The organism is Protofrankia sp. Cas3 (genome assembly GCF_963555955.1).
Taxonomy (GTDB): domain Bacteria; phylum Actinomycetota; class Actinomycetes; order Frankiales; family Frankiaceae; genus Protofrankia.
In genome coordinates this window covers 40550-59288 of the sequence record NZ_CAUVXP010000007.1, presented here as the reverse complement: position 1 = coordinate 59288, position 18739 = coordinate 40550, and the positions used below count along the sequence as shown (strand labels likewise).

Annotated in this window: 19 protein-coding genes; 13 read left to right on the top strand and 6 right to left on the bottom strand. The window is 69.0% G+C overall.

What is annotated here, in order from left to right; translation table 11 throughout:
* The first annotated feature begins 46 nt into the window (after nt 1-46).
* The 5 genes from uvrC to acnA all read left to right on the top strand — a co-directional run bounded on the left by uvrC (nt 47) and on the right by acnA (nt 8219).
* The gene (uvrC, locus tag U9983_RS02810; RefSeq protein WP_322752510.1) at nt 47-2281 is read left to right on the top strand and encodes an excinuclease ABC subunit UvrC; all 2235 of its coding nucleotides are present in this window, start codon (nt 47-49) and stop codon (nt 2279-2281) included.
* Entirely contained in the window at nt 2278-3150 is an 873-nt protein-coding gene (gene rapZ / locus U9983_RS02805) for an RNase adapter RapZ (RefSeq protein WP_322752509.1), read from the top strand. Before uvrC ends, rapZ begins: the two co-directional genes overlap by 4 nt.
* Nucleotides 3147-4322, top strand: coding sequence for a uridine diphosphate-N-acetylglucosamine-binding protein YvcK (locus U9983_RS02800; protein WP_322752508.1), 1176 nt, complete (start codon nt 3147-3149; stop codon nt 4320-4322). The genes rapZ and U9983_RS02800 overlap by 4 nt, the downstream gene beginning before the upstream one ends.
* The gene (gene whiA, locus U9983_RS02795) at nt 4319-5314 is read left to right on the top strand and encodes a DNA-binding protein WhiA (RefSeq protein ID WP_322752507.1); all 996 of its coding nucleotides are present in this window, start codon (nt 4319-4321) and stop codon (nt 5312-5314) included. The genes U9983_RS02800 and whiA overlap by 4 nt, the downstream gene beginning before the upstream one ends.
* A 217-nt stretch (nt 5315-5531) precedes the next feature.
* Nucleotides 5532-8219, top strand: a complete 2688-nt coding sequence (acnA, locus tag U9983_RS02790) for an aconitate hydratase AcnA (RefSeq protein WP_322752506.1) — start codon at nt 5532-5534, stop codon at nt 8217-8219.
* Between the two features lie 442 nt (nt 8220-8661).
* Here the strand turns inward: acnA and U9983_RS02785 are convergent, their stop codons facing one another.
* The 3 genes from U9983_RS02785 to U9983_RS02775 form a co-directional block, all read right to left on the bottom strand.
* Complete coding sequence (locus U9983_RS02785; protein ID WP_322752505.1) at nt 8662-8859, bottom strand: hypothetical protein; 198 nt, start codon at nt 8857-8859, stop codon at nt 8662-8664.
* Nucleotides 8828-9199 carry a DUF427 domain-containing protein gene (locus U9983_RS02780; RefSeq protein WP_322752504.1) on the bottom strand — a complete coding sequence of 124 codons (372 nt, stop codon included), beginning with the start codon at nt 9197-9199 and terminating at the stop codon, nt 8828-8830. The genes U9983_RS02785 and U9983_RS02780 overlap by 32 nt, the downstream gene beginning before the upstream one ends.
* A gap of 99 nt (nt 9200-9298) precedes the next feature.
* A complete protein-coding gene (locus U9983_RS02775) occupies nt 9299-10099 on the bottom strand; it encodes an SDR family NAD(P)-dependent oxidoreductase (RefSeq protein ID WP_322752503.1) in 801 nt (266 codons plus the stop codon).
* Nucleotides 10100-10321: 222 nt separating this feature from the next.
* Here U9983_RS02775 and U9983_RS02770 point away from each other — a divergent pair, with 222 nt between their 5' ends.
* Entirely contained in the window at nt 10322-11251 is a 930-nt protein-coding gene (locus U9983_RS02770; protein WP_322752502.1) for an AraC family transcriptional regulator, read from the top strand.
* Here the strand turns inward: U9983_RS02770 and U9983_RS27655 are convergent.
* The gene (locus tag U9983_RS27655; RefSeq protein ID WP_416211260.1) at nt 11217-11465 is read right to left on the bottom strand and encodes a hypothetical protein; all 249 of its coding nucleotides are present in this window, start codon (nt 11463-11465) and stop codon (nt 11217-11219) included. The genes U9983_RS02770 and U9983_RS27655 overlap by 35 nt on opposite strands.
* On the opposite strand from U9983_RS27655, the gene U9983_RS27650 reads away from it, so the two are divergent.
* Entirely contained in the window at nt 11364-11621 is a 258-nt protein-coding gene (locus U9983_RS27650; RefSeq protein ID WP_416211258.1) for a Mu transposase C-terminal domain-containing protein, read from the top strand. The genes U9983_RS27655 and U9983_RS27650 overlap by 102 nt on opposite strands.
* Nucleotides 11549-11890: a hypothetical protein gene (locus U9983_RS02760; protein WP_322752501.1), complete on the top strand. Its 342-nt coding sequence runs from the start codon at nt 11549-11551 to the stop codon at nt 11888-11890. The genes U9983_RS27650 and U9983_RS02760 overlap by 73 nt, the downstream gene beginning before the upstream one ends.
* 62 nt (nt 11891-11952) lie before the next feature.
* On the opposite strand, the gene U9983_RS02755 is transcribed toward U9983_RS02760, so the two are convergent.
* Complete coding sequence (locus tag U9983_RS02755; RefSeq protein ID WP_322752500.1) at nt 11953-12339, bottom strand: type II toxin-antitoxin system VapC family toxin; 387 nt, start codon at nt 12337-12339, stop codon at nt 11953-11955.
* Nucleotides 12336-12608 (bottom strand): type II toxin-antitoxin system CcdA family antitoxin, encoded by a 273-nt coding sequence (locus U9983_RS02750; RefSeq protein ID WP_322752499.1) that lies wholly within the window; start codon nt 12606-12608, stop codon nt 12336-12338. The genes U9983_RS02755 and U9983_RS02750 overlap by 4 nt, the downstream gene beginning before the upstream one ends.
* A 436-nt stretch (nt 12609-13044) precedes the next feature.
* Between U9983_RS02750 and U9983_RS02745 the strand changes: the two genes are divergently transcribed.
* The 5 genes from U9983_RS02745 (at nt 13045) to U9983_RS02725 (ending at nt 18738) form a co-directional block, all read left to right on the top strand.
* Nucleotides 13045-14136 (top strand): C40 family peptidase, encoded by a 1092-nt coding sequence (locus tag U9983_RS02745; protein ID WP_322752498.1) that lies wholly within the window; start codon nt 13045-13047, stop codon nt 14134-14136.
* 80 nt (nt 14137-14216) lie between these two features.
* Entirely contained in the window at nt 14217-14870 is a 654-nt protein-coding gene (locus U9983_RS02740; protein WP_322752497.1) for a CDP-alcohol phosphatidyltransferase family protein, read from the top strand.
* A gap of 11 nt (nt 14871-14881) precedes the next feature.
* On the top strand, nt 14882-17479 hold the full coding sequence (locus U9983_RS02735; RefSeq protein ID WP_322752526.1) for a mannose-1-phosphate guanyltransferase: 2598 nt from the start codon (nt 14882-14884) through the stop codon (nt 17477-17479).
* A gap of 43 nt (nt 17480-17522) precedes the next feature.
* Nucleotides 17523-17903, top strand: coding sequence for a glycine cleavage system protein GcvH (gene gcvH, locus U9983_RS02730; RefSeq protein ID WP_322752496.1), 381 nt, complete (start codon nt 17523-17525; stop codon nt 17901-17903).
* Between the two features lie 283 nt (nt 17904-18186).
* A complete protein-coding gene (locus U9983_RS02725; protein ID WP_322750289.1) occupies nt 18187-18738 on the top strand; it encodes an FHA domain-containing protein in 552 nt (183 codons plus the stop codon).
* Nucleotide 18739: the final 1 nt, after the last annotated feature.

Sequence of the window (18739 nt, the reverse complement as noted above, 5' to 3'; positions counted from 1 at the left end):
TGGAGGCGTTGTTCTGTGGCAATCCGGCGCGCCGTAGGCTCGGTTCATGGCTGATCCGGCGTCCTACCGTCCCGCGCCGGGATCAGTTCCCGAGACTCCGGGCGTGTACCGGTTCTCCGACGAGCACGGCCGCGTCGTGTACGTGGGCAAGGCGAAGAACCTTCGCGCCAGGTTGTCGAACTACTTCACCGATATACACAACCTCCACCCCCGTACCCAGCACATGGTGACGACCGCGGCGTCGGTCGACTGGACCGTGGTCTTGACGGAGGTCGAAGCGCTCCAGCTCGAGTACACGTGGATCAAGGAGTTCGATCCTCGCTTCAACGTCCGTTACCGGGACGACAAGAGCTACCCGAGCCTCGCGGTGACCCTGCACGAGGAGTTCCCCCGCCTGCAGGTCATGCGCGGTCCCAAGCGCGCCGGCGTCCGCTACTTCGGCCCGTACGCCCATGCGTGGGCCATCCGGGAGACCCTCGACCTCCTGCTGCGCGTCTTCCCGGCCCGAACGTGCAGCGCAGGGGTGTTCAAACGTGCGCGCCAGATCGGTCGCCCCTGCCTGCTCGGCTACATCGACCGGTGCTCGGCACCGTGCGTGGGCCGCGTCGACGCGGCCGAACACCGGCGCATCGTCGAGGATTTCTGCGACTTCATGGCCGGGCAGACCGGCCGGTACATCCGCACCCTCGAGCGCGAGATGGCCCAGGCCGCGTCGGACCAGCGCTACGAAAGCGCGGCGCGGCTGCGCGACGACGTCGGCGCCCTGCGCCGGGCCATGGAAAAGCAGGCGGTGGTGTTGCCCGACGGCACCGACGCCGACGTCATCGCCTTCGCGCAGGACGAGCTCGAAGCCGCCGTCCAGGTCTTCTACGTGCGCGACGGCCGGGTCCGCGGCCAACGCGGCTGGGTCGTCGACAAGATCGAGGAACGGACCACGGGGGAGCTGGTCGAGCAGTTCCTCACCCAGGAGTACCTGGCGGACGCGGCTCCCGACACCGGTGCCCGTACCGGTACCGCCACGCCCGCGTCACCGGGCGCATCCGCGTCACCCGGCACGCCCGCCTCGCGCAGTGGTGCCAACGAGATTCCGCGGGAGGTGCTCGTCCCGGAGCTTCCCCCGGACCCCGACGTCGTCATCGAGCTGCTCAGCATCGCCCGCGGCAGCCGGGTCGACCTGCGGGTTCCTCGCCGCGGGGACAAGCGGACCCTGATGGAGACCGTCGAGCGTAACGCCACTCAGGCCTTCACCCTGCACCGGACGAAACGGGCCGGTGATCTGTCCGCGCGCAGCCGGGCGCTGTCAGACATCCAGGACGCCCTCGGCCTGGACGAGCCACCGCTTCGGATCGAGTCGTTCGACATCTCCAACCTGGCGGGCAGCAACGTCGTCGCGAGCATGGTCGTCTTCGAGGACGGCCTGCCCCGCAAGTCGGAGTACCGGCGGTTCGCCATCCGCGGGGTCGACGGGCAGGACGACGTCGCGAGTATGCACGAGACGATCAGCCGACGGTTCACTCGGTATCTTGCCGAGCGGGCACGTACCGGTGACATCGCCGGGCTGCCGGCATCCGGCAAGTCCGGCAAGTCGGTGGACCCAGCCGACCCGGTGGACCCGGTTACGGGTCGTCCCCGGCGCTTCGCCTACCCGCCCAACCTGGTTGTCGTCGACGGCGGCCCGCCACAGGTCGCCGCAGCCCGCCGGGCCCTGGACGCACTCGGTATCGAGCGCGGCCCCGGCGGCATCGCCCTGTGCGGCCTTGCCAAGCGGCTGGAAGAGGTATGGCTACCCGGTGAGGATGATCCGGTGATTCTGCCCCGGACCAGTGAGGCCCTGTACCTGCTGCAGCGGATCCGGGACGAGGCACACCGGTTCGCGATCGCCTACCACCGCCAGAAGCGCTCCAAAGCGATGGTCCGCTCGCTTCTCGACGACGTGCCGGGGCTCGGCGAGACACGTCGAAAGACGCTGCTGGCGACGTTCGGCTCCGTTGCCCGGATACGGCGGGCGACGGTTGAGCAGATAGCCGAGGTCCCGGGCATCGGCCGGCGGACGGCCCAGGCCGTGGTGGACGCGCTCGCGGCGACCGGCCCGGGAGCGGCAGGCGCCACCCCGCCCGCGGTCGACCCGTCCACGGGGGAGATTCTTGCGGCTGACGAAACCGCGCCGGTGCCGCCACCCGCGGTGTCCGAGCGCGGATCAGGGCCATCGGGTTCCGCCACCGAGGCCGCCACCGGGCAAGCCGGTTCCGACGCCACATCAACCTGGGGTGTTCCCACATGACCACCGCCGCGCCGCTTGACCTCGCCATCATCACCGGACTGTCCGGAGCGGGCCGCAGTACCGCGGCCAAGTGCCTGGAGGATCTCGGCTGGTTCGTCGTCGACAACCTGCCACCGGCGTTGCTGGCCACCATGACCGAACTCGGACTGCGGTCACAGGGGGCGGTCAACCGCATCGCGGTGGTCGTCGACGTCCGCGGCCGGGCGTTCTTCTCCGATCTGCGGGCGACGCTGGACACGCTCAACGCCCGCGGCATGCAGCCACGCGTGCTCTTCCTGGAAGCGGCGGACGAGACGCTGGTCCGCAGGTTCGACCACGTCCGGCGGCCGCATCCGCTGCAGGGCGAGGGCAGGGTGGTCGACGGAATCAGCCGTGAACGCGCCTTGCTCGCGGAGCTGCGCGGCGAGTCGGACCTGGTGCTCGATACCACCGATCTCAACGTCCACGAGTTGCGGGCCAAGATCGACGCCGCCTTCGGCCAACCGGGTGGAAACCGGTTGACCGCGACGGTGGTCTCCTTCGGCTACAAGTACGGCCTGCCGCTGGACGCGGACCTGGTTGCCGACTGTCGGTTCCTGCCGAACCCGCACTGGGTGGAGGCGCTACGACCGTTCACGGGCCGTGATCCAGATGTTCGTGACTACGTCCTCGCCCAGCCCGGGGCGATGGAGTTCATCAACCAGTACGCGGTGTTGCTGCGACTGGTGGGGGAGGGGTATGTGCGTGAGGGCAAGCGGTATCTGACGCTCGCGATCGGATGCACCGGCGGTAAACATCGCAGTGTAGCCATGGCCGAGCAGCTCGCCTCCCGGCTCGCCGGCGACGGCGTCGGCGTCCGGGTCGTTCACCGTGATCTGGGGCGGGAGTGACAGGTACCGGTCCCGCGGTGGTGGCCTTCGGCGGTGGCCACGGCCTGGCCGCCTCGTTGCGGGCGCTGCGGCGCATCACCCGCCACCTCACCGCGGTTGTGACTGTAGGTGACGACGGTGGATCTTCGGGTCGGCTCCGCACGGAGCTGGGAGCGCTGCCCATGGGTGATCTGCGGATGGCGCTGGCCGCGCTCGCCGGTACCGACAGCTGGTCGACCACCTGGGCGGAGCTGTTCCAGCACCGGTTCGGCGGAGGAGGGCCGCTGGCCGGTCATGCCGTCGGCAATCTGGTGCTCAGCGCGCTCGCCGAGCGCCAGAGCTCTGCGGTGGACGCCCTCGATCTTGCTGCCCGGCTGCTGGGAGCCGCCGGGCGGGTGCTGCCGCTGTCGGACACGGGCATCGACATCGTTGCGGAGGTGGCCGGTCTCGACCCCCGTCAGCCGGCGGCCGTCGTCGAGGTCCGCGGCCAGGCTGCGGTGGCCACCACCTCCGGCCGGGTCCGCAGCCTCCGGCTCGAGCCCGTGACGCCCGCGGCGTGCCGGCCTGCGCTCGAAGCCGTCGAGCGGGCCGAATGGGTGGTGTTCGGCCCGGGTTCGCTCTACACCAGCGTGCTGCCTCACCTGCTGGTGCCCGAGATGACCGGCTGCCTTCTCCGTTCACCGGCTCGCCGCGTCATGGTCCTGAACCTGGCGCCGCAACCCGGTGAGACCGCCGGCTATCCGCCCGAAGCGCATCTGCGGGTCATCGAAACGCACGCGCCGGGGCTGCTGTTCGACGTCGTGATCGCTGACCGCGACGCGGTCGGTGAGCCGGGCGTACTCGCCCGTGCCGCCGCCGACCTGGGGGCTCGTCTGTACCTCGTACCGGTCGCCTACCCCGGCGAGCCACATCATGACCCCCGACGGCTCGCCGTCGCGTTCGAGGCGGTGTTCGCGAACATGGCCGGGAACATGGCCGGGAACGTGGCCGGGAACGTGGCCGGGGCCGGGAACGGCCTCAGGCCAGGCGCCCGGTCGGGTCCGGCCACGGGGGCCACGGACGACACGGTGGTTTCAGACGATGCTGCGCGCCGTGATGCTGTGCGCCGCAACGCCGCGACCGCCGGGTCCGCCCGTGAAGGTGTCTTCCCCGCTCATGAAGGTGCCGTCTCCGCTCATGAAGGTGAGGAATGATTCGTGTGGCCGCAATGACCGCCACCGTCAAGGACGAGCTCAGCCGGTTGCGGGTGGCGAAGCCATGTTGTCGCAGGGCGGAAATGGCCGCGCTGTTGCGCTTCGGTGGCGGGCTGCACATTGTGCGTGGCCGTATCGTCGTCGAGGCCGAACTCGACGCGGGTGCCACCGCTCGGCGGCTGCGCCGCGAGATCGCAGAGGTGTTCGGCTTCCCGTCGGGCATCGCGGTGCTCGCCGCGGGTGGGCTGCGCCGTTCCGTGCGGTACATCGTCCGGGTGGAGCGTGACGGCGAACAGCTGGCGCGGTCGACCGGACTGCTCGACCAGCGGGGTCGCCCGGTGCGAGGGTTGCCACCACAAGTGGTGACGGGTGCTTCCTGTGATGCTGCGGCTGCGTGGCGTGGGGCGTTCCTGGCCCATGGCTCACTGACCGAGCCAGGCCGCTCATGCTCCCTGGAGATCACTTCGCCGGGGCCGGAGGCTGCGCTCGCGCTGGTCGGCGCAGCCCGTCGACTCGGTGTCGCGGCCAAGAGCCGCGAGGTGCGCGGGGTGGACCGGGTGGTGATCCGCGATGGCGACGCGATCAGCGTGCTGCTGACGAAGATCGGCGCGCATGACAGCCTGCTGGCCTGGGAGGATCGGCGGATGCGCCGCGAGGTGCGGGCGACCGCGAACCGGCTGGCGAATTTCGACGACGCCAACCTGCGCCGTTCGGCGCGCGCGGCGGTCGCGGCCGGCGCCCGGGTCCAGGCGGCGTTGAGGATCCTGGGAGATGACGCACCCGGGCATCTGCTCGCGGCCGGACGGCTGCGCCTTGAGCATGCCCAGGCATCCCTGGAGGAGCTGGGTGCGCTCGCGGAGCCGCCGCTGACCAAGGATGCGGTCGCCGGTCGCATCCGGCGGCTGCTGGCGTTGGCCGACAAGAGGGCGCATGCGCTCGGGCTGCCGAACACCGAGGCGAGCGTCTCGCCGGATCTCCTTGAGAACGCCTGAGCGATTACGTGACGGTCGCTCTCAGTTATATGGAGCATTCGGGGTGGCGCCGGCCTGTCGCCACACTTCGGGAGCCTCGCGCACGGCGACTGATCTTCTGGTATATCCTTAGCAATACTAAGTAAATAGGATATTACTGGTCCCGGCCCTGGCGGGTCGGGTAATTCCTGGAACGAACACCAGGATGGTCCGCGAGGGAACGCGGCGAGGAGGAGATATGGACAGCTTCGGCAGCACAGGTCATCTCAAGGTGGGTGACCGTAGGTATACAATCCGTCGGCTGGACGCGGTTTCCGGAGCTGACCGGTTGCCGTACAGTCTGCGCATCCTGCTGGAGAACCTGCTGCGGACCGAGGACGGCGCCAACATCACCGCCGACCACGTCACCGCGCTCGCGTCCTGGGACCCGGCCGCCACGCCGAGCCAGGAGATCCAGTTCACGCCGGCCCGCGTGATCATGCAGGATTTCACCGGGGTGCCGTGCGTGGTCGACCTCGCCGCCATGCGCGAGGCCATGGCCGCTCTCGGCGGTGATCCGACAAAGATCAACCCGCTGGCGCCGGCGGAGCTGGTGATCGACCACTCGATCATCGCGGACGTCTTCGGCCGGGCTGACGCCTTCGCCCTCAACACCGAGCTGGAGTTCGCCCGCAACCGCGAGCGCTACCAGTTCCTGCGGTGGGGCCAGGCCGCGTTCGACAACTTCACGGTCGTCCCCCCGAACACCGGGATCGTCCACCAGGTCAACCTGGAGTACCTCGCCCGGGTGATCTTCACCCGGGCGACCGCCGACGGCGTGCTCGCCTACCCCGACACCCTGGTCGGCACGGACAGCCACACCACCATGATCAACGGTCTGGGCGTGCTCGGCTGGGGTGTCGGCGGCATCGAGGCGGAGGCCGCCATGCTCGGCCAGCCGGTGAGCATGCTCATCCCGACGGTCGTCGGGTTCAAGCTCACCGGTGAGCTGCCGCCCGGAACCACCGCGACCGACCTCGTCCTCACCATCACCGAGATGCTGCGCACGCACGGTGTCGTGGGCCGTTTCGTCGAGTTCTACGGCGAGGGCCTGGGCAACGTCCCGCTGGCCAACCGGGCCACGATCGGCAACATGAGCCCCGAGTACGGCTCGACCTGCGCCATCTTCCCGGTGGATGCGGAGACCCTGGCCTACCTGCGGCTGACCGGCCGTCCCAGCGAGCAGGTCGACCTCGTCGAGGCGTACACCAAGGAGCAGGGCCTCTGGCACGACCCGAGTCGCGAGCCGGTCTACACGACCACCCTCACCCTCGATCTCTCCACGATCGAGCCGTCGCTGGCCGGCCCGAAGCGCCCGCAGGACCGGGTCCCCCTGCGCACCGCCAAGGCTGCGTTCCGCACCGCGCTCGCCGACTATGCCGGTCCGGCAAAGGCAGCTGCGGGTACTTCTGGTGATCTCGAAGGACGCCCGTCCAACCCGACCCCGGTGACCCTCGCGGACGGCACCAGCTTCTCACTCGACCACGGCGCGGTCGCGATCGCGGCCATCACCTCGTGCACGAACACGTCCAACCCGCAGGTGATGGTGGGCGCGGCCATCCTCGCCCGCAACGCCGTCGACCGGGGCCTGACCCGCAAGCCCTGGGTCAAGACCACCCTGGCCCCGGGTTCCAAGGTCGTCATGGACTACTACGAGCGCGCCGGGCTCACCCCCTACCTGGACAAGCTCGGGTTCAACCTGGTCGGCTACGGGTGCACCACCTGCATCGGCAACTCCGGCCCCCTCCAGGAGGAGATCAGCCAGGGGGTGAACGCCGGCGACCTGGCGGTGGTCAGCGTGCTGTCGGGTAACCGTAACTTCGAGGGTCGGATCAACCCGGACGTCAAGATGAACTACCTGGCGTCCCCGCCGCTGGTCGTGGCCTACGCCCTCGCCGGCACGATGGACATCGACCTGGTCAACGACCCGCTGGGCACCGACACGGCGGGCAACCCGGTCTACCTGCGCGACATCTGGCCGAGCGAGGCCGAGGTGGCCGCGGTGGTCGGCGACGCGATCCGCTCGGAGATGTTCACCGAGGACTACGGCGACCTGTCCGGCGACAAGCAGTGGCAGTCGCTGCCGACCGGTGACGGAGGCGAAGTGTCCCAGACGTTTCACTGGGCACCTGACTCGACCTACGTGCGTCACCCACCGTACTTCGAGGGGATGGCGGCGACGCCGGCGCCGCGCCCGGACATCGTCGGCGCCCGCGTGCTGGCGCTGCTCGGCGACTCGGTGACCACCGACCACATCTCGCCCGCCGGATCCATCAAGCGGGAGTCACCCGCGGGCCGCTACCTCGTGGAGCACGGGGTGGAGCCGACGGACTTCAACTCCTACGGGTCCCGGCGCGGCAACCACGAGGTGATGATCCGCGGGACGTTCGCCAACATCCGGCTGCGCAACATGCTGGCTCCCGGCACCGAGGGCGGGGTCACCCGGCACCTGCCCGACGGCGAGCAGCTGGCGATCTACGACGCGGCGCAGAAGTACGCCGCCGACGGAGTGCCGCTGGTGGTCCTCGCCGGCAAGGAGTACGGTTCGGGTTCGTCGCGTGACTGGGCGGCCAAGGGTACGGCCCTGCTCGGCGTCCGAGCGGTCATCGCCGAGTCCTACGAGCGGATCCACCGCTCCAACCTGATCGGGATGGGCGTCCTGCCGCTGCAGTTCCCGACCGGGCAGTCCGCGGCGTCGCTCGGCCTGACCGGCGAGGAGACGTTCACCATCGTCGGGCTCGCCGGCGTCGACGAGAAGACCCCGACGCTGCTCGTCCAGGCCGACGACAAGCGGTTCGACGCAGTCGTCCGCATCGACACGCCGGGGGAGGGCGAGTACTACCGCAACGGCGGCATCCTGCCCTACGTCCTGCGGTCACTGCTCTAAATCGAAACGATCTTTCGAGCGACGATCTTTCGAGCTTTGTGCGATCAACAACGGCCGTTTCGGCACACAAAGCTCGAAAGATCGCTATCAACGATCGCCGGACGGCGCACCAGGAGCGCGGTCGGCCGGGGGGCCTAGCGGGACTGGCCGTTCGGATGAGCCCGGTCCGGCGGATCTTGGGTGACCGGGGCGGGGGCGAGCAGGTGAGCCTGGATGACCTGTGGGAGTCGATTCTCCTGCCGGAAATTCCAGGCGGGCTGCGGGAGCTGCGCGATCCCGACGTCCACGACGATGAGGAAGACTGATGGCCGAGCACCCCGCCCAGCCCTACGCCTACGACGTGGCGTTCTCCTAACCGACGACATGCTCCACACCGTCCCACGCCGCCACGCCACCACGCCGCCACGCCGCCGGTGAGCCAGTCGAAGCAATCCAGCCCGACCTAATCATCCCGGCTGGGAATGTCCAGGGCGAGGATCTCCGCGGCCCGACCCGCGGTCTCGTACAGCATCCGCCACAGGGTCTTCTCCCGCAGCGGGACGTCCCGACAGGTCAGCAGCCGTTCGACCGCCGGCCGGGGGCCGCCCCGCGGTGCCCGGTACCCCGTGTCAGCGCCCCTGTTGCAGAACGCCGTCGACATACGTATCCGTCCTGCGGAAGGCGATGAGGCCGGCAATCGGCTGACCGTCGGGCAGTGGCGCCGGGTACGACCACGCATGGTCCCGGTACAGCTGACCGTTGACCCGTACCGACCAGTACTCGGCGGTGCCCTTGTGTGGGCAGTGGGTGATCGTGTCGCTCGGTTCGAGCAGCTCCATCCGTACGTGCGCCTTGGGTAGGTAGTAACGCACCGGCGCACCGGTTTCGAGGAGGAGCCGGGGACCGCTCGACTCGGCGATGGTGACACCGTCGAGGTCGATGCGCAGGTGTCCGGGGTTCGGCAACGGTTCGATCCGGATGTGTTGTCCTTCGTTGTCCATGTCAGACCTCACTGTTCATCGGGGGCTGGTCATGTCGGGTGGCCGGTCCTCGGCTTGGTAGACGGCGGGTCAGTTGACGGCGGGTCAGTTGACGGCGGGTCAGTTGACGGTGGGGGTGAATCCGCCGTCGATACGGAGGTTGGCACCGTTGATGGAGGCGCCGAGCGGGCTGGCGACGATGGCGACCAGGGCAGCGATCTCCTCCGGGCCGGCCAGCCGGGCGGCGGGGCTGGCCAGCGGGCCGTCGATCAGCGTGCGGGTGGCCGCCTCGACGTCGTCGAGTCCGTGGTTCTTGGCGAAGTTCTGGGCGAATTCCCGGAACCCGTCAGTCAGCGTCGGGCCGGGGCTGATGGTGTTCGCGGTGATCCCGGTGCCGGCGAGTTCCTTGGCCAGGCTCACCGTGAGGTTGGCCAGCGCCGCTTTGGCGGCGCTGTAGGCGGCCCGGGTGGGTAGCGGATTGGGGTTGGCTGCGCTGCCAATCTGGATGACGCGGCCCCATGTGCTGTCCCGCATCTGCGGTGTCAGTGCCCGGATCAGGCGTACGGCGGAGACGACGTTGGTGTCGTACAGGGTGAGCCAGTTGGCCGGAGTTGCCCCGGTCCAGCCGGCGTCTTGTGCCGTACCGGCGTTGTTGACCAGGATGTCGATGCCACCGAAGGCAGCGGTGGCATCGGCTGCGGCCTGCGCCGCGGCGGCATCGTCGGACAGGTCGCCCAGCACCACCGCCGCCGTGCCACCGGCGGTGACGACGGCGTCCGCGGTGGCCTGCGCCCGTCCGGCGTCTCGGCCGTGCACGACGACGGCGACCCCTTCCCGGGCCAGGCCCAGCGCGATGGCTCGGCCGATGCCGCTGGAACTGCCGGTGACCAGCGCCCGCTTACCCTGCAACTGCAGGTCCATGACTGTTCAATCCTCTTCATCGGGATGGGTTCGGAGATGGCGACCACCCGGCGGATGCCGGGCAGGTTGGCCAGCAGGTCGCTGACCAGAACGTTCATATTGGATCTCCCTCCGTCCGTGAACTCGACTGTATGAATCCGGTCGCACGACGGACAATGTCCACGAACGCCGAAAACATGTCTGATCGGCTCAGAACAAGTCTCGTCGGGATATGATCAGCGGATGGATGTGCTCACGGACGTGCTCGCGGCCCTGGAGACCGGGCCGACCCTGTGCGCGCGTACCCGGGCACACGCCCCCTGGGGGCTGCGGTTCGGGGGCAACCAAGGGTTCGGGTTCCACGTCATCCTGCAGGGCACGTGCTGGCTGTCGAGCGCCGACGAGCCGCCGCGGGCACTGCGGTCAGGTGACGTGGTGCTGCTGGCCAGCGGCCAGGAGCACACGCTGGCCGACGCCCCGACCACCCCCGCTGTCACCTTCCGCCTGGACCGCGAGTGGCACGCCAAACGGATCGGTCACCAGCACGTGGCCGGGGCAGCGGCCGGAGCGCAGACGGTCCTGCTGTCGGGTGCCTACCGGCTTGAACAGCGCCGGCCGCATCCGCTGCTGGCCACGCTTCCCGACCTGGTGCACCTGCCGAACCGGCGCCGGCACGGGCTGCACGCGGCGGTGGACCTGCTCGGCACCGAGGTCGAGGAGCAGGAGCCGGGCGCGGAGGCGATCGTCTCCTCGCTGGTGGACGCCCTCTTGGTCTACATCCTGCGCGCCTGGCAGGAAGACCATCCGACCGGCTGGAGCCGGGCGGTCGCCGATCCGGCGATCGGCCCCAGCCTCCACCGCATGCACCAGGATCCGGCACGATCGTGGACGGTGCAGCAGTTGGGTGCGCAGGCCGGACTCTCCCGCGCCACGTTCACCCGCCGGTTCACCGCACTGGTCGGTGAGCCACCCCTGACCTACCTCACCCGGTGGCGCCTGACCACCGCGGCCCGGATACTGCGTCAACAGGACGTGCCGCTGTCCGCCGTCGCCCACCGCGTCGGCTACACGTCCGAATTCGCCTTCGCCAAGGCCTTCAAACGGGAGTATGGTCTCGCCCCCGGCAACTACCGCCGCGTCACCGGGATCGAAGAATCCCGGTACGGGAGCTGACGCCGGGTGCCCGACGAGCCTCCGTGTGCCCGAGCTCGTCGAAGATGCGCAGGGCACGCAGCCGGACCTGCTCAGCATTCACTTCCTCGGCCTGCGCTACCTCGATACCACCGTGCTCGGCGACTACGTCGGCGAGCCGGTCACGATCCGCTATGACCCACGCGACGTCGCCGAGATCCGCGTCTTCCACAACGACCGGCTCCTGGCGGTGCACCGGTGGCACCGGACCCGGACCCGGACCCGGACCCGGCCAGGCCCGCCGCGCCGACGCTCAAGCGCTACCGGGAGGAGTGAGCGATGGCGGACACCGACGAGGGCACCGAGGACACGCTCGAACAGTGGGCGGCCAAGGAGGCGGCCGTCGCATTGATGCCGACCCTGCCGGAAATCGAGGACGAACCGCCGGCCGAAGCGCCGTTCGTGGTCACCAAGGAGTACCGACGCTTCGCCGAGTTCGCCGACGCGGTGCGCCGGCATGGGCGAAGCGCAACGCATGCGTCAGGTGCCGGCGGGCCAAGTGGTGCTGATGCACGTCTGGGAACTGTGGGGACGAGGGCCCGCCGGTACCGATTCGGCGACCATCCCCACCTTGTCGCCCCACTTCGACGCCACGCCGAACATCTACTTCACCGGCTGTGACCACTACTCGCCTGCCTCGCCTGGGTGGCGGTCATGCGACCCGCATGCCAGCAAGCGGAGGTCTATACGCCTGAGACCGTGATGGGCTGCGTGCTGTGGCCAGCGAGGGCAGTAAGATCATGCGGGTCGCTCGTCAGCACGACGGGAGCGCGACAGGTGGCGGCGAAGGCGGCCACGATCGCGTCGGTAGCTGTGATCGTCCCAGCGCGTCCGGTCGCGGCACGTAGCCGTGCGCCCTCACGGGCGAGCGGTTCTGTGACGTCCCGGACCTGGCAGCCGCGGAGCAGGCGGTTAGTGTGAAAGTCGCGTCGGTGATCACCGGTCAGAGCCTCCGCCAGTACCACTGCGGGGACCTGCGCCGGCCAGTAACCACGCTGTCGCAGCTCCGCCAGCCGGGCGCGCTGCCCGGCCAAGGCGGACAGGCCGCCCGCATCCAGCACCAGGGTCATGCCGTGCGTGCCCGCCGGGCCACGCCGGTGTCAGCGGGTCGGGTGGGCAGAACTCGGTCGGCCCACTCTCGGGCGGCGGCCGTCTCGCGGGCGGGGACCGGCCCCAACTCCGCCTCCAGGTCAGCCAGGTAGGCGTCCAAATCTGCGATCTTGGCACGTCGATCCAGCTCCTCGGCCAGAGCCGTCGAAGCGAGGCGGGAGACGTTCAGATCGGCGGCCCGGGCCTGCTCCAGCAACTCGTCGGGGACCGTGATATTCACCCTCGCCATGCGCATACTATACACACTCCGGGGTGATCCTCGACGCCAGAGGCGGCCGTTAGGACCGGCAGCGGTCATGATCGTAGCTACCTCATGTCAATGCCCAACACAAGGACTACATAGGACCACTGGTTGGATGTGGCCACGTGTTGGGTTTGGGGGTATTGCCTACCCGTACGGGCTACCCGATATCGTTTGACACAACACGTGTACCCCCTCAGCAAAGATCAACATTCCCCCTCGAACACACGCGTCGGACCGAAACGCCCAGTCCTGCCCCGGTCCGATGTCCCCTCCGAGCAGCCAGGGGGCAGGAGCGAGGTTTCGCAGCCCTGACGGTCGTCGGCCGGGTTCTCCCCCTCAGCCGGCGCCTTGAGGCGTGCCAGCGACATCGGTTCGTGGCATGGCGCCACACTGCCTCGCAGGCGTTCGGGAAGGACGCGCGTTGCATCCACGTGGCGTGATCCGGCTCCCCGTAGACGGAGAGCAGGCCGGTCGTGGTCGCCATCGTGACCAGGCGCCCGAGAGCGCCGGTGACCATGAGCCCAACCCCTGGCATGCCCGTCTCGGCCCGCAGTCCCGGCGGGTCGCCACGATCGCCGCGGTGACGACCGGGACCCTGGCTGCATCGACGGCGGGCTTTGCCGCGACGATGCCCGGCCCGGGCGGAAACGCGACTCTTGGGCCGATGACAACTACCGCAGCCACCGTCGACAACGCCGCGATGATCGGCGGTGGCACCCACGGGGCCGCTCCCGCGGGCGCCACCGTCGACCTGGCCGCCAAGTTGGGCAATCCGGATCCGACCTTCACCACGATGTCGATCGCCGCCGATCAGGCGACGGTCGCGCCGAACGCACCCGTCGTCATCACCGTCCGCGCCATGGAGGTCGGGACCGGACGTCCCGTCGCCGACCAGCGGGTCCGTATCGCGGTGGCCAACGGCCCGCAGTGGACCACCACCGCCCAGCTACGGACCGACAGCACCGGCACCGCGACGATCAGTACCCGGCTGCTGTCGACCACGACGCTCACCGCGGTCTTCGACGGTACGAACGTCCTGCGTCCCTCGCTCGCCGGAGCGACCACTGTGACGGTGCGCAGCCCGACGGGCCCGGGAGGCGGTTCCGCGGGGGGCGCGGGGGGCGCGGCGGCCGGGACCGCGCCCACGGTCGTCCCGGGCAGCTCCATCGGGGAGAAGGCCGTCTACCTCGCATCGCTGCAGCGGGGCAAGCCGTACGTGTACGGGGCCGAGGGGCCCTACGCGTTCGACTGCTCCGGCCTGGTTCAGTATGTCTTCAAACAGCTCGGGCGCTCCTTGCCGCGGACGGCCCAGCAGCAGTTCGCCGCCTCGCTGCGAGTGCCCCAGGCCGGCAAGCAGCCCGGCGACCTGATCTTCTTCGGAACCCCGGGCAATATCACCCATGTCGCGATCTACGCCGGTAACGGATACGTGTGGAGCGCCCCGGAGACCGGGCGAACGGTCTCGCTGGTGCCCATCTGGAGCTCGACGTACTACGTTGGCCGAGTGCTGTAGCGGTTGGCCGAGTGCTGTAGCGGTTGGCCGGGGGCTGCAACGGTTGACCGGGCGGGTCCGGGTGCGAAGGGGTGTCGAGGGTGACCACGGCGATCCATCCGTCCGACCGGGTACTCACGATCCCGAACGTGCTCTCCGCGCTGCGCCTGGCCGGGGTACCCGTGTTCCTGTGGCTGGCGTTGGGTCCCAAGGCTGACGGTGCGGCGCTCGCAGTACTCGCCTTCGCCGGCGTGAGTGACTATCTCGACGGCAAACTTGCCCGGGCGCTGGGGCAGACCAGCCGGCTCGGGATTCTCCTCGACCCGCTGGCGGACCGCCTGTACATCCTGGCGACGATCATTGCGCTGACGCTGCGCGAGATCGTTCCCTGGTGGTTCGCCGCGCTGCTCATCGGCCGGGATGTCGCGATCACCGGCGTCGTGCCGGTGCTGCGCCGCTTGGGCTACGGCCCCACCCTGCCCGTGCATTACCTGGGCAAGGCCGCGACGTTCAACCTGCTCTACGCCTTCCCGCTGCTGCTGCTGTCAGCGGGCGACAACTGGCTCGCCGGCGTCTCCCGTCCGCTCGGGTGGGCGTTCGCCATCTGGGGTACCGCTCTGTACTGGTGGTCCGCGATCCTCTACTGGGTCCAGGTCCGCCAGCTTGCGCGGGCGGGCAGCGGTACCGAACCGCCGGTGTCGCCCGGAGCCGACCGCGGCGAGGCCGGCCGGGCAGACGCGGAGGTGGGTCGGTGAGAGCCGTCGTGATGGCGGGCGGTGAAGGAAGGCGCCTGCGCCCGATGACCGCCAATCAGCCCAAACCGCTACTCCCCGTCGTCAATCGTCCGATCATGGAGCATGTGCTGCGGCTGCTCAAACGGCACGGTTTCGATGAGACCGTGATCACGGTGCAGTTCCTCGCGGCCCACGTCCGGACCTACTTCGGTGACGGCGACGAGCTGGGTATGCACCTGTCGTACGCGACCGAGACCACACCGCTGGGGACGGCCGGCAGCGTCCGCAACGCACAGGACGCGTTGCGCGACGATCCGTTTCTGGTGATCAGTGGGGATGCGCTCACCGACATCGACCTGACCTCGCTGGTCGCCTACCACCGCAAGCAGGGTGCGCTGGTCACGATCGCGCTCAAGGCCGTCCCGAATCCCCTGGAGTTCGGGATCGTCATCACGTCCGACAACGGCCGGATCATCCGCTTCCTGGAGAAACCGACCTGGGGGCAGGTTTTCTCCGACACGGTCAACACCGGCATCTACGTGATGGAACCGGAGGTGCTCGACCACGTTCCGGTCGGGGAGTCGGTGGACTGGTCGGGGGACGTCTTCCCCCAGCTCCTGGCTGCCGGCGCGCCCCTGTTCGGCTACGTCGTGGGTGGCTACTGGGAGGATGTCGGCACCATCCCGAGCTTCCTTCGGGCCCAGGCCGATGTCCTCAACGGCCAGGTCGACGTGGAGATCGGCGGGTTCGAGGTCTCGCCGGGGGTGTGGGTCGGACGGGACGCCGACGTCCATCCGGAGGCGGTGCTCTGCGGTCCGCTGGTGATCGGTGACTACACGAAGATCGAGGCCGGTGCCGAGCTGCGTGAGTTCACCGTCATCGGCAGTAACGTCGTGGTCAAATCGGGCGCCTTCCTGCACCGGGCCGTCGTCCAGGACAACGCTCTGATCGGGTCGCTGACCAACCTGCGGGGCTGCGTGATCGGTAAGAGCACCGACGTGCTGCGGGCCGCGCGGGTCGAGGAGGGCGCGGTGGTCGGCGACGAGTGCGTGCTTGAGGAGGAGTCGTTCGTCTCCCACGACGTCATGGTGTACCCGTTCAAGACCATCGAGGCCGGCGCGGTGGTCAACACCAGCGTCATCTGGGAATCCCGGGGACAGCGCTCGCTGTTCGGCCCCCGGGGGGTGTCGGGGCTGATCAACGTCGAGATCACCCCCGAACTGGTGGTCCGCCTCGCCAGCGCCTATGCCACGACCCTGCGCAAGGGATCCACGGTGACCACGGTCCGGGATGGCTCACGGGCCGCCCGGGCGCTCAAACGGGCGATGATCAGTGCGCTCACCGCGAGCGCGATGGACGTGCGGGATCTGGAGGTCGCGCCGATGCCGGTGGCCCGCTTCGACGTCCGCGCCTCCGATGCCGCCGGCGGAATCATGGTGCGCACGACACCGGGGGACACCGAGCGGGTGGACATCAGCTTCATGGACTCCGAGGGCAGCGATCTTTCGCTTGCCATGCAGCGCACGCTCGATCGGGTCGTCAGCCGCCAGGAATTCCGGCGGGCTTTTCCCGAAGAGATCGGGGAGCTGCGCTTCCCCGCCCGTACCGCCGATATCTACACCCGCGACCTGCTGGACCGGGTGGACACCGCCGGCCTGGCCGAAGCCAACCTCAAAATCGTGATCGATCCGGCCGGGGGAACGACCTCGTTGGTCCTGCCCACCCTGCTGGGCCGGCTCGGGGTGGACGTCCTCACCGTCAACGGCCGGCTGGACGAGACCGTCCCGGCGCAGACGCCGGACGATCGCCGCCGCGCCCTGGACCGCCTCGGCGCGCTCGTCGCCAGCTCGCGGGCTGCCGTCGGCGTCCGTTTCGACAACGTCGGTGACCGCATCACGATCGTGGATGAACGCGGCGACCTGATCGACGACGAGCGGGCGCTGCTGGTGTTCCTCGACCTTGTCGCGGCCGAGAACCGGGGAGCACACGTCGCGCTGCCGGTCACCACCACCCGGGTCGCGGACCAGGTGACCCGCTTCCACGGGCTGACGGTCCGGCGCACCTCACTGTCGGCCGCCGACCTCACCCGGGCCGCGAGCGAGCCGAACGTCGTGTTCGCCGCGGACGGCCGCGGGGGATTCGTGGTACCCGAGTTCGCGCCGGCGATCGACGGCCTGGCCGCGTTCGTCAGACTGGCCGCGCTGGTCGCCCGGACCCGGCTGACCCTGAGCGCGATCGACGCGCGCATCCCGGCCGTGTCCGTGCTCCGCAGATCCGTGCCGACGCCGTGGGCGGCCAAGGGCATGGTGATGCGGCGGGTGATGGAGGCGGTCGACACCGACAGCGGGTGCACCATCGACACCACCGACGGCGTTCGGGTGATCCTGCCGGACGGCTCATGGGTCCTGGTACTCCCGGACCCGGCCGAAGCCGTCACCCATCTGTGGGCCGAGGGCCGCGATGCCACCACGGCAGAGCATCTCCTGGACCACTGGAGCACCCTGTTCGTGACCGGTGACGTCACCGGTGACGTCACCGGCAAGGACCGCTGGAAACCGGATGTGTCGGATCGGGTTCCCGACCCGGGATCCGTCGGGACACCCGGTTCGCTCTCCGCAAAGCGGTACTGATCTGTTCGATGGTTCGGAACCGACGACTGGGAGGCGATACGCAGTGTACCCGGAAGATCTGAAGTACACCACAGAGCACGAGTGGATCCGGGTGAACAGCGGCACTGTGCGGGTGGGTATCACCTCGTTTGCACAGGAAGCGCTCGGGGACATCGTGTTTGTGACGTTGCCGGCGGTCGGTGACCGGGTGCAGGCCGGTGAGCCGTTCGGCGAAGTAGAGTCGACCAAGAGCGTCTCGGACGTCTACGCCCCGGTCTCCGGGGAGGTGATCGCTCGCAACGAGGTGCTCGACAGCACTCCGGAGCTGGTCAACTCCGATCCCTACGGTGAGGGTTGGCTGGTCGAGGTGGCCGTCGACGACGCCGGGACGACCGATTCCCTGCTCGACGCGGGCGCCTACGCCCAGCACGTGAAGCGAACGTGATGATCTGCACATGTAGTCTGGCGTTCAGGTCCACGCCACGCAGGAATAGCTGACCTACTCCCTTTGCGCGGTAGTGGACCTGATGCACTAGCCTCATTGTGCGCCGGGAAGGCGATACGAGGCCGGGATGTCGCGGTCGGTGTCGACCCTTCCGGCTTCGGGGCCGTCCGCGCGGTGGGTGGGTGTCCCCGAGGAGGAATCGAACTTTCGCCACCCCAGGCAGGTGGCCCGAGCGGCCGACCCAACCGCACCCGCGGCGGTCCGGCAGGAAGCAGACGCGACCGTGTTCTGCACGAGGTGCGGACAGCAGAACCCGACTGATGCGTTGTACTGCGCGCGGTGTGGGTCTCCACTGGTACGTCCAGGTGAGCCCGTCGCGCCGGAACGACCTGCCGAGCAGACGTCGACGCTCAACCTTGCCGCAGCCCTTTCGGGTATCGAGGGTGATCACGTCGACGAGTCGACCGAGCGGGATGCCGTCGCCGCCGTTGACGCGTTGCCACCGGGTTCAGGTTTGCTCGTGGTCAAGCGAGGGCCCAACGCGGGCAGCCGCTTCCTGCTGGATGCCGACCTGACGACGGCGGGCCGGCATCCGGAAAGCGATATTTTCCTGGATGATGTGACGGTGTCGCGCCGTCACGCCGAGTTCCATCGGTCTCCGTACACGAAGGGCTTTGCCGTTCGTGACGTAGGTAGCCTCAACGGCACCTATCTCAACCGGGAGCGGATCGACTCAGCCGAACTGTCCAGTGGTGACGAGGTCCAGATCGGCAAATTCCGACTGGTGTTCCTGACTGGATCAATCATGGCGACGGGTGGCGGGGGGCCCCAGTGAG